This is a genomic window from Streptomyces sp. NPDC055506 (assembly GCF_053643595.1).
Window position 1 is genome coordinate 20495 of sequence record NZ_JBSHKH010000100.1, and the last position, 10719, is coordinate 31213.

The 10719-nt window shown below is 72.8% G+C and carries 9 protein-coding genes and 1 pseudogene; 4 read left to right on the top strand and 6 right to left on the bottom strand.

Annotated elements, in window-relative coordinates; all coding sequences use genetic code 11:
- Nucleotides 1-7: 7 nt before the first annotated feature.
- The 6 genes from ACWIF2_RS29685 to ACWIF2_RS29710 are packed head-to-tail and all read right to left on the bottom strand — an operon-like array spanning nt 8 to nt 5352.
- Nucleotides 8-943 carry a LysR family transcriptional regulator gene (locus tag ACWIF2_RS29685; RefSeq protein WP_454363841.1) on the bottom strand — a complete coding sequence of 312 codons (936 nt, stop codon included), beginning with the start codon at nt 941-943 and terminating at the stop codon, nt 8-10.
- A gap of 9 nt (nt 944-952) precedes the next feature.
- Nucleotides 953-1609 carry an ABC transporter gene (locus ACWIF2_RS29690; protein ID WP_454363843.1) on the bottom strand — a complete coding sequence of 219 codons (657 nt, stop codon included), beginning with the start codon at nt 1607-1609 and terminating at the stop codon, nt 953-955.
- Nucleotides 1600-3114: an ABC transporter permease gene (locus tag ACWIF2_RS29695; protein WP_454363844.1), complete on the bottom strand. Its 1515-nt coding sequence runs from the start codon at nt 3112-3114 to the stop codon at nt 1600-1602. Before ACWIF2_RS29695 ends, ACWIF2_RS29690 begins: the two co-directional genes overlap by 10 nt.
- The gene (locus ACWIF2_RS29700; RefSeq protein ID WP_454363846.1) at nt 3111-3971 is read right to left on the bottom strand and encodes an ABC transporter ATP-binding protein; all 861 of its coding nucleotides are present in this window, start codon (nt 3969-3971) and stop codon (nt 3111-3113) included. The genes ACWIF2_RS29695 and ACWIF2_RS29700 overlap by 4 nt, the downstream gene beginning before the upstream one ends.
- Nucleotides 3968-4804 carry a zf-HC2 domain-containing protein gene (locus ACWIF2_RS29705; protein WP_454363848.1) on the bottom strand — a complete coding sequence of 279 codons (837 nt, stop codon included), beginning with the start codon at nt 4802-4804 and terminating at the stop codon, nt 3968-3970. The genes ACWIF2_RS29700 and ACWIF2_RS29705 overlap by 4 nt, the downstream gene beginning before the upstream one ends.
- The gene (locus ACWIF2_RS29710; RefSeq protein WP_399028173.1) at nt 4801-5352 is read right to left on the bottom strand and encodes an RNA polymerase sigma factor; all 552 of its coding nucleotides are present in this window, start codon (nt 5350-5352) and stop codon (nt 4801-4803) included. The genes ACWIF2_RS29705 and ACWIF2_RS29710 overlap by 4 nt, the downstream gene beginning before the upstream one ends.
- Nucleotides 5353-5695: 343 nt before the next feature.
- Between ACWIF2_RS29710 and ACWIF2_RS29715 the strand changes: the two genes are divergently transcribed.
- The 4 genes and pseudogenes from ACWIF2_RS29715 to ACWIF2_RS29730 all read left to right on the top strand — a co-directional run.
- Entirely contained in the window at nt 5696-8065 is a 2370-nt protein-coding gene (locus ACWIF2_RS29715) for an RNA degradosome polyphosphate kinase (protein ID WP_454363850.1), read from the top strand.
- The gene (locus tag ACWIF2_RS29720) at nt 8046-9131 is read left to right on the top strand and encodes a CHAD domain-containing protein (protein ID WP_454363852.1); all 1086 of its coding nucleotides are present in this window, start codon (nt 8046-8048) and stop codon (nt 9129-9131) included. The genes ACWIF2_RS29715 and ACWIF2_RS29720 overlap by 20 nt, the downstream gene beginning before the upstream one ends.
- 27 nt (nt 9132-9158) lie before the next feature.
- On the top strand, nt 9159-9581 hold the full coding sequence (locus ACWIF2_RS29725) for an NUDIX hydrolase (RefSeq protein WP_454363854.1): 423 nt from the start codon (nt 9159-9161) through the stop codon (nt 9579-9581).
- Nucleotides 9582-9804: 223 nt separating this feature from the next.
- Nucleotides 9805-10668: pseudogene (locus ACWIF2_RS29730) on the top strand (phosphate ABC transporter substrate-binding protein PstS); the annotation flags it as partial.
- Nucleotides 10669-10719 lie beyond the last annotated feature (51 nt).

Here is a 10719-nt window from a genome sequence, read left to right on the forward strand (position 1 = left end):
CTCGGGCTCAAGCCCGTTGCGCCCACGACGGACGCCAGGTCTCCCCCTCGGTCGGGCGTGGGCGGGTCGCCAGCAGGTGGTCGCGGAGGGCGGCGAGGCCGGGATGCGGGTTGTCCGTGCGCCACAGGAGGGAGTGCGGGTAGACCGGCATCGGGTCGCGCACGGGGACGAGGCGCAGGTCGTGGCCGGTCGGCCAGACGAGCGGGGTGCGTTCGCTGAGGAACGTCGCCAGGGTCGGGGAGCCCGCGATGGTGTCGAGGAGGGCCTCGATGCCGAAGTTGGGGCCGATGGTGTCGATGGTCGGGCCGAAGGTCGCGGCGAGTTCGTCGTAGTACGCGGCCCACTCCGTGCCGGGCTCGTTGCCGGGCATCCAGATCCGGTGACCGGCCAGTTGGGCGGGTGTCACCGAGGCGGCCCGGGCGAACTCGTGGTCGGGCCCGACGCACAGCCGCAGCGGCTCGTCGAGGACCGGGACGGCTTCGACGCCGTCGGGGAGCCGGCGTCCGGGCATGGTGACGGCACGGAACGTGGCGTCGACGGCCCCGTCCCGCACGGCGGTCAGCGCCGTGTCCGCGCCGAACAGCGTGACGACGTCCAGGGCGATCTCCGGATGCGCCAGGTGGAAGTCCCGTACCAGTCCGGCCGTGGCGACCCGGCGCCCCACGACGTCCACCCGCAGCGCACGGTCCCCGGGGCTCACCGCGGCCACCGCCCGCTCCTCGGCCTGGAGCAGGGCCCGGGCGTGCGGCAGGAGCGCCTGCCCGTCGATGGTGAGCTCCGCTCCCCGGGGCGTGCGCACGAGCAGCCGCACCCCGAGGTCCTTCTCCAGCGCGGCGATCCGCTTGGATACGGCCTGCTGGGTGAGGGCCAGATCGACGGCGGCCTTCTGGAACTGCCCGGAGTCGGCGATCGCCACGAAGGCTCGTACGGCTTTGAGGTCCACGGCGGCACTCTAGGAGTACGACCTGCGGCCCGGGCCCCCGCGCCAGGACCACCGCCGCAGCGGCTCCCCCGCCCCCAGCACCCCCACCAGCACGGCCCCGGCCAACACCACCACCCACCGGTCATGCGCCGCCGCCCACCGCTCGTCCTGCACCGGCACCAACAGCGCCCACCGCTCGGGCCAGAACAGCAGAACCAGCACCACCGAGGTCAGCAGGCCGCCCGCGAGGCGCGCCCCGGGCCGTGCGAGGTCGCTGCGGCGCACCGCGATCACCGCGGCGGTCACCGCCAGAGCGAAGGCCGACCCGGCCTCCAGCGTGATGTCGGCGACCGGCGGCCGTATGTCCTCAGGCACCAGCAGCAGCGCCACCGTCCACCAGGCCGCCACGACCGGGAGGACGAGTGCCGCCCGCAGTCCGGTGCGGACCGGGCGCGGGGTCGGCACCGTGCACGTGGTGTGCCGGGCCGGGTCGTCCAGCAGGAACACCAGGCCCATCGCGAAGGCCAGGATCGCCGCCCGGAGCAGAGGCAGCGCGAGCCAGCCCCCCGCCTCGCCGGTGGTCCTGGTCAGCGCGGCCATCAGCAGCCCCGCCGCACCGGCCACGCCCACCAGGCCCAACGGCAGGGTCCGGCAGACGGCGACGACCAACTCTCCGCTCAGTCGCACTTGTCGTCTCCCTCGGGGGCCTTGACGCCCAGCAGCTCCGCCGCCCGGGCCGCCGTCAGCTTCGGCGCGGTCAGTTCGGCCCAGTGGGACTTCACCCTGGCGGTGACTTCGCCCCGGGGCCGCGTCAGCAGCTCGCGCAGCACCTCCGTCTGGGCCTCGGTCATGGACAGCCCGTCCGTCGGCTGGAGCACGAGGGCCGAGCCGGTGACGCTGTCGTCGAGGCGGACGCGGCGCAGCGCGGCCATCGGGTCGGACTCCCAGCCCAGGGCCAGCCACATCACGGTGACGATGCGGCCGTCGCAGATCGAGGTCGAGGCCTTCTCATCGCCCGCGACCAGCACTCCGGCGACGGCGGCCGAGAACTCGGGGACGCGGTTGCCGCCCCACTGGGTGCCCACCGTCACCTCGTACGGACGCTCCAGCGGCTCCAGCGCACTGTCGCTGGAGAGGCCGTAACGGGCCTCGATCCGCTGCCGGACGACGACCTTCTGGTCCTGCGCGCCGCCCCCGGCCAGGGACCGCACCCGGTCCACCACCCCGGCCCAGTCCCCGACCCGCGGCCCCCACTCGGGGAACGCGCAGTACGTCGACCCGTCCCGCCGGACGCAGGACTGCACCTGCTCGGGGGAGGCCGAGGCCCGTTCCCGGGCCCGGACCAGCTCGGGGGATTCGCCGCCCGTCTGGGCCACCCCGCCCACCAGCGCCATGGCCAGCGCCCCGGCGATCCCGGTCAGAAGGACCGGCTTGCGGCCACCGGCGACCAGCACCGCGGTCAGTCCCGCGCACAGCGCCAGCCCGGCCAGATACAGGGCGTGCCAGCCGGCGGACCTGCCCAGCAGGTCGGACGGCAGGGTGTTGCTGCTGGCCTCGGCGACGACCGGCAGCAGCCAGCGGCTCCCGTCGTCGCTCGTGCCCCAGAAGAAGAGGAACAGGAACAGGGAGAACACGACCGCCAGGGGCGCGGCCAGAGGCGACCGCACGAGCCCTGCCATGAGGAGTCCGACGAGACCGGCCAGCAGCACGGTCAGCGGGCCGACGAGCAGTTCGCTCACCGAACCGTGCCCGATCGCGCCGGGCCGGAGCGCCTCGCGGCCGAACTGCGCGGCCACGCACACGGCGGTGAGCAGGGCCGCGGCCAGGGCCGACAGCGCATGGGCGACCGTACGCCGCCACAGCGGCATGACCAGCGCCGCGAAGTACGGCTCCGTCCCGTGCCGCCGGGAGCGCAGCGCGGCGCGATTGACGCACAGCAGCACGGTGAGCCCGACGAGCATCGGCGCGCTCTGGGTGGCACGGTCGGCGTCCTGGAGCGCGGGATAGCCGCCCCAGTCCTTCCCCGTGCGCCATACGGTCCAGCCGATGTACACCAGGAAGGCGATGATCATCGGCAGCATCGTCAGCAGCCGGCGCGTCTCGAACCCGGCCAGGGCGATCACCGCGGCCCACGGGCGACCGTCCTCGGCCCGCTCGTCGGACGCGACCGGCTTCTCGATCACCGCGGTCATGCCGCCACCTCCACGGCGTCACCGTCGAGGGTGAGCAGATAGCCGTCCTCCAGGGTGGGTTCGAGGAGTTCGGCTCCGTCCGGCGGATCCCCCACGTTCCGGAAGGTCCCGGTCCCGGTGCGCCATCCCGCCTTCGCGCCCGGGTCCCGCTGCGCGCTGCTCCACACCCGCCCTGCCGCCCGGGCGGTCAGCTCGGCCGGAGTGCCCTCGAACCGCACCCTGCCCCCGGCCATGACCAGCACACGGTGGCAGAGCATCGCCACGTCCTCCGTCTGGTGGGTGGAGAGCAGCACCGTGCGCCCCTCCCCGGCACCCGCGATCAGCTCCCGGAACCGCATGCGCTGTTCGGGGTCGAGCCCGACGGTGGGCTCGTCGAGGACCAGGAACCCGGGGTCGCCGACCAGGGCGGCCCCGAGGGCGACCCGCTGCCGCATCCCGCCGGACAGCTTCCGGATCCGCTTCCCGCGTACGTCGGCGAGTCCCACCTCGTCGAGGACCCGCCGCACCTCCCGGTGCCGGGCGGACCGGTCGGTCATCTCCTTCAGGATCGCCACGTAGTCGACGAACTCGAAGGCCGTGAAGTCCGGGTGGAACCCCGGGGTCTGCGGCAGATAGCCCAGCCGGCGCCGCACCTCCTGCCGGCCCCGCGTGGTGCCCGGGTCATGCCCGAGCACGGTGAAGGCGCCCTGGTCGGCGGGCAGGGCCGTGGCGAGGACCCGCAGCAGCGTGGTCTTGCCCGCGCCGTTGGGCCCGAGGAGCCCGGTGACGCCGGAGGTCAGCCGCAGCGACACGTCGTCGAGGGCACGGGTGCCCCCGTAGCGGAGGCTGAGCCCGGAGGCGGACACGGTCGGGGTCATGCGGCACGTCCCTGGAAGAGGTCGAATCGGTCACGGAGCAGAAAGAGCAGCCCGGCGGCGAGCGCGGCGACCATCGCGGAGACGCCCTGCCCGGCCACGGTGAACGGCGCCAGGGGCGTCTGCGCGCCCGCGCGCAGCACATCGGCCAGCAACAGCAGCCCGACCCAGGCCCCGCCGACCAGCGACGGCGCGAGCACCGGCCCCAGCCGGGGCGTCAGCGCGAGCCCCGTCGCGGTGAGCGCCAGGGCGGGCAGCAGCCAGGCCAGCGCACGCAGGCCGTACGCGGGCAGGGCGAGGGTTGCCAGCCCGTTCAGGCCCAGCACCACGCCCAGCACGGCCACCGTCCGGATCATCAGCAGCCGGAACCCGTGCATCGGCGCGACGACGGCCATCTCGTACGTCGGATCCAGCGCGGGCCCGTACGCCAATGCCACCCCGGCCAGCGGCAGCAGCGGCGCGAGTGCGAGGAAGAGCGTGGGGGACTCCCCGCCTCCCACGAGGTGCCCCGCCAGCACACTCAGCATCAGCACGGCGACGACGGCTCCCAGCCAGGACCGCCGCAGCACGGGCGCCGCCGCCAGCAGCCGCGCGGTGTGCCCGGGCACCCCGAGCCGTACGAGCAGCGACTCCAGCAGCCCCGTCCGGGGCGCGTCCAGCTCGGCGTCGAGCCGCTCCCACCCGGCGTCGAGGGCGACCGGGTCACTGACCTCGCCCAGTACCTCCCGGCACCGGGCACAGGCCGCCAGGTGCGCATCGGCGGACCACAGGGCCGGCGCCGCCAACTCCCCCCGCGCATAGGCGCGCAGGTCCTCTTCCGGCACGTGCCAACTCATGCCAACGCCTCCCGCAACTGCTTGCGGGCCCGCATCGCCCGCGTCTTGACCGTCCCCGGCGGAATTCCGAGCAGTACGGCCGCCTCCCGGGTCGTGAGCCCGTCGATGACGGTCGCCTGCAGCACCGCCCGCAGCTCCGGCGACAGCCGGACGAGGGCCCCGGCGAGGTCCCCGTGCTCCACCCCCGCGAGCACGCGTTCCTCCGCCGACGCCTCGTCCCGGTGCCGCAGCCGCGCCAGGGCCTGGCGCAACCGCCCCCGTGCCCCGTCACCGCGCAGCGCGTCCACCAGCCGCCGCGACCCGATGCGCCACAGCCACCCGGCCACGTCCGCGGAGTGGCCCTCCTCCCGGTAGCGGGCCTTGCCCCGCCACACCGCGAGGAACGTCTCCTGTACGACGTCGTCGACGACCCCTTGATCGGCGCACCGCCCCCGCAACCGGGCCCGGAGCCACGGCGCGTACCGCCGGTACAGCTCCTCGAAGGCACGCCGGTCGGCATCCGCGGCGATGGCCCGCAGCAGCTCCCCGTCGCTTCTCGTTTCGCTCACATCTCCTCATCGGACCGGCCCGCGCGATCGGTTCACGAAAGCACGCACGGCTTTTCCGGCCCCCCGCCGCACTCGCTCCCGCCGCACTCGCCCCTCGCGCACCGGCGGGGCTACGGTGGCCCCAGTCCCCATCCCGTCCCCGGCCCGACCTCGGACTCGGCCCCAGCCCGGCCGTCCCCCATCTGGCCCCTTCCGTACGCGGGAGACACTCCGGGCACCCCGGGACACCAGGGACCGTCCACAGCCTGTGGGCAAACCCCGGACCCCCGCGAGCCGCCCCCCGCTATCCCGCACGTCATGTCTCCGTAACCATCGATTCAGACGAGCTTGCGACGCTCGGCCAATGAATCCCGCCGTGCCAGAGCCTTCGCCACCCCGAGAGGGGCCTGAGGGGAACGGGAACACTCATGTGACGCCCCCGCTCCCTCCCGCGCTGTCCGACGCGCCCGTGATGCTCGCGGCGCGGAAGAATGGGTCCATGAGCCAGCCGAACACCCAGGCACAGGTCCAGCACGCGCAGCCCTCCGTGGGCTCCATCGCGGCCCACCGCCCGCACACCATCGCGGCGGCCGTCTCCGACCTCGAACCCGATATCGACGCCGATCTCGACGCGTACGAGGAGTCGCAGGCCGACGGCGCCCCCGCGCTGCCGCAGGGCCGGTTCCTCGACCGGGAACGCAGCTGGCTCGCGTTCAACGAGCGGGTCCTCGAACTCGCCGAGGACCCGAACACGCCCCTGCTGGAGCGGGCCAACTTCCTCGCGATCTTCGCCAGCAACCTGGACGAGTTCTTCATGGTCCGGGTGGCCGGTCTGAAGCGCCGTATCGCCACCGGCGTGGCCACCCGCTCCGCCTCCGGCCTCCAGCCCCGCGAGGTGCTGGAGATGATCTGGGCCCGTTCCCGCGAGCTCATGGCCCGGCACGCCGCCTGCTACCACGAGGACGTCGCCCCCGCCCTCGCGGAGGAGGGCATCCACCTGGTCCGCTGGAACGAACTGCAGGAGAAGGAGCAGGCCCGCCTGTTCACCCTGTTCCGGCACCAGATCTTCCCCGTGCTGACCCCGCTGGCGGTCGACCCGGCGCACCCCTTCCCGTACATCTCCGGGCTGTCCCTGAACCTGGCCGTCGTCGTACGGAACCCGGTCACGGGCCACAAGCACTTCGCCCGTGTGAAGGTGCCGCCGCTGCTGTCCCGCTTCCTGGAGAGCTCCCCGGGCCGCTACGTCCCCATCGAGGACGTCATCGCCGCCCACCTGGAGGAGCTGTTCCCGGGGATGGAGGTCCTGGAGCACCACGCCTTCCGCCTGACCAGGAACGAGGACCTGGAGGTCGAGGAGGACGACGCGGAGAACCTGCTCCAGGCCCTGGAGAAGGAGCTCATGCGGCGCCGCTTCGGGCCGCCGGTGCGCCTGGAGGTCGAGGAGTCCATCGACCGCGAGGTCCTGGACCTGCTGGTGCGCGAGCTGAAGATCAGCGAGGCCGAGGTCTACCCGCTGCCGGGTCCGCTGGACCTCACGGGCCTGTTCAGGATCGCCTCCCTGGACCGGCCGGAGCTGAAGTACCGGAAGTTCGTCGCCGGCACGCACCGCGACCTCGCCGAGGTCGAGTCGGCGTCCGCGCCGGACATCTTCGCCGCGCTCCGGGAGCGGGACGTCCTGCTGCACCACCCGTACGACTCGTTCTCCACCTCCGTGCAGGCCTTCCTGGAGCAGGCGGCCGGCGACCCGGACGTCCTCGCGATCAAGCAGACCCTGTACCGGACGTCGGGCGACTCCCCCATAGTCGACGCCCTCATCGAGGCCGCCGAGTCCGGCAAGCAGGTCCTGGTCCTCGTCGAGATCAAGGCCCGCTTCGACGAGCACGCCAACATCAAGTGGGCGCGCAAGCTGGAGGAGTCCGGCTGCCACGTGGTCTACGGCCTGGTCGGCCTGAAGACCCACTGCAAGCTGTCGCTGGTGGTCCGCCAGGAGGGCGACACGCTCCGCCGCTACAGCCACGTCGGCACCGGCAACTACCACCCGAAGACGGCCCGGCTCTACGAGGACCTCGGTCTGCTCACGGCCGACCCCCAGGTCGGCGCGGACCTCTCGGACCTCTTCAACCGTCTCTCCGGCTACTCCCGCCGCGAGACCTACCGCCGTCTCCTGGTCGCCCCCAAGTCGCTGCGCGACGGCCTGATCGCGCGGATCACCAAGGAGATACAGCACCACCGCGCGGGACGCCCCGCGCACGTCCGTATCAAGGTCAACTCGATGGTCGACGAGGCCGTCATCGACGCCTGCTACCGCGCGGCCCAGGCTGGCGTTCCGGTGGACGTGTGGGTGCGCGGCATCTGCGCGCTGCGCCCGGGCGTGGCGGGCCTGTCGGAGAACATCCGGGTCCGCTCGATCCTCGGCCGCTTCCTGGAGCACTCCCGGGTGTTCGGCTTCGGCAACGGCGGCGAGCCCGAGGTGTGGATCGGCAGCGCCGACATGATGCACCGCAACCTCGACCGCCGTATAGAGGCCCTGGTCAGGGTCACCGACCCGGCCCACCGGGCAGCGCTGAACCGGCTGTTGGAGACCGGCATGTCCGACGGCACCGCCTCCTGGCACCTCGGCCCGGACGGCGACTGGACCCGGCATGCGACCGACGCGGACGGCCAGCCTCTGCGCAACATCCAGGAGATGCTCATAGACGCGCGGAGGCGCCGGCGTGGCACAGCGACACCTTGACCCGACGGATCCCAGGTACAGGCACGCCACCCCCGCCCCCACCGGGGACGCCCTCGCGGGCTATCTGCGGGCCCAGGCCACGGAGTTCCTCCGGGCGCTGCGTCTGCACCGTGAGACGGGGTCGGGCGCGGGCGGCTCGGAGGGGTCCGCCGACGCGGCGCGGGCACTGCGCCGCTCGGCCCGCCGTATCAGCTCCAGCCTGCACACGTTCCAGTCCCTCCTGGACACGGACTGGTGCGAGGGCATGCGTCCGGAACTGGCCTGGGTCTCGGGAACCCTGGCCATGGAACACGCGTACACCGCCCGTCTGGAGCGCCTGCTGAACGCGCTGCACCGCCTGTCGGGCTCCACGGCGTTCCCGGCCCAGACTGCAGGCGCGGCGGCACCCGCCAAGGCCGGTGCCGCGGCCCACCCGGCCTCGGCGCCGGAGCGCGGCAACCTCACCGTGGGCGCGGCGAAAGCGGGCGCCCTGCTCGACCGCCAGCTCAACCTCGCCCGCACCCGGGCCCACTCCACGGCCCTCCAGGCCCTGGGAAGCAGCCGCTTCCACGCCATCGCGGACAAGGTCGCGGTCCTGGCCAGCGAGGTCCCCCTGACCAAGACCGCCGGCACCACCGACCTGCGCCCCCTCGCCACAGCGGCGGAGGGCCGCCTCACGGACGCCGTGGCCGCCCTTCCCCTCGTCACCGCGGGCAACCCGTACAACGCCGCGGCCCTCATCCACGGTCTGTCCCCGGACACGGTCCCGCACCCGCAGGACGCCCCGTGGCACCAGGTCCGCCTGCTGCTGCGCCTGCACCGCTACGCCCGTGAGGCCCTGCGCGGCGAGCCCAACGGCAACGGTGTCGTCGACCTGCGCCTGCTCTCCGCCGGCCAGGCCCTGAACCGCCACCGCGACGCCTCGGAGGCGGCGGCAGCGGCGGCCCAGGCGGCCCGGACCCCCCGCATCGCCCCCGCGACGGCGTACGCCCTCGGCGTGCTCCACGCCGACCAGCGCCACGAGGTCGAGGCGGCCCGTTTCGCGTTCCAGCAGTGCTGGCAGAAGGAATCCGTCAGCACGTCATGACCGGCCACGCCACGAGGAGGCGGTCACGTGAGCTCCCCCGACGACACCACGGTCCAGGCGGCCGGCTGCGTTCTGTGGCGCCGCTCCCCCGTCACGGGCGAGCTGGAGGTCTGCCTGGTCCACCGGCCGAAATACGACGACTGGTCATGGCCGAAGGGGAAACTCAAGCGCGACGAGGAGGCACTCGCCGGTGCCCTGCGCGAGGTGGCGGAGGAGACGGGGTGCCGGGCTGTGCCGGGCACCGAGCTGCCCACCCAGCACTACGTCGCGAACGGCCGCCCCAAGCAGGTCCGCTACTGGGCGGCCGAGGCGATATCCTGCGAGTTTTCCCCGACGGACGAGGTGGACCGGGTCCTGTGGCTGACACCCGCCGCCGCCCGGGCCCGTCTCACGCAGCCCCACGACCGTCCCTACGTCGACGCGCTGCTGTTGTCCTTGGCCGGTGCGTGAAGCGGAACCCGCACGTGCCCTCCCCGTAAGCGTTCCGTGACCTAACCACACCTTCGGCAGGGGTTCACCCCTCGTTCATTTATGGCCATAGGCGGCTTCACCTGATCTGCCTAATTTCAGCCCTACCCGACGCGAACCGCGCCAGCCGCGTGTCAGCGTCGCGCGTCACCCGGACTCTCCGCACGCCGCCGATTCAGGACGGCGGCCTCTGGAAGGAATTCAAGTGAAGCTTCAGCGCATGAACCGGCGGGCCCTCGCTCTCGGTGCTCTCGCCGTCTCCGGCGCCCTGGCCCTCACGGCGTGCGGCTCCGACGACACGGGCACCGGCAGCGGCGGCTCGTCCGCGGCCGCCAAGCCCGGCAGCATCAAGTGCGACGACGCCAAGGGCCAGCTGCTGGCCGACGGCTCCTCCGCGCAGAAGAACGCGATCGACGCCTGGGTCAAGCAGTTCGCCGTCGCCTGCCAGGGCGTGCAGATCAACTACAAGGGCGGCGGCTCCGGCGCCGGCGTCACCGCGTTCACCCAGGGCCGCGTCGCCTTCGCCGGCTCCGACTCGGCGCTGAAGCCCGACGAGGTCGCGGCCTCCAAGAAGGTCTGCTCCGGCGGCCAGGGCATCAACCTTCCGATGGTGGGCGGCCCGATCGCGGTCGGTTACAACGTCAACGGCGTTGACAACCTCGTCCTGGACGCCTCGACCCTGGCGAAGATCTTCAACAACGAGATCACCAACTGGAACGACCCGGCGATCAAGAAGCTGAACCCCGACGCGAAGCTTCCGGACCTCAAGATCCAGGCGTTCCACCGCTCGGACGACTCCGGCACGACGGACAACTTCACCAAGTACCTGATGGCCACCGCCAAGAAGGACTGGCCCTACGACGGCGGCAAGACCTGGCAGGCCAAGGGCGGCCAGTCGGCCTCCGGCTCCTCCGGTCTCGCCCAGCAGGTGAAGCAGACCAACGGCGCCATCAGCTACTTCGAGCTGTCGTACGCCAAGGACGGCATGAAGACCGTCGACCTCGACACGGGTGCCGCCCAGCCGGTCAAGGCCTCCGTGGAGAACGCCACCAAGGCCATCTCCGAGGCCGTACTCCCCAGGCGGGGCACTTAATGCGTTAGCTGCGGCACGGACAACGTG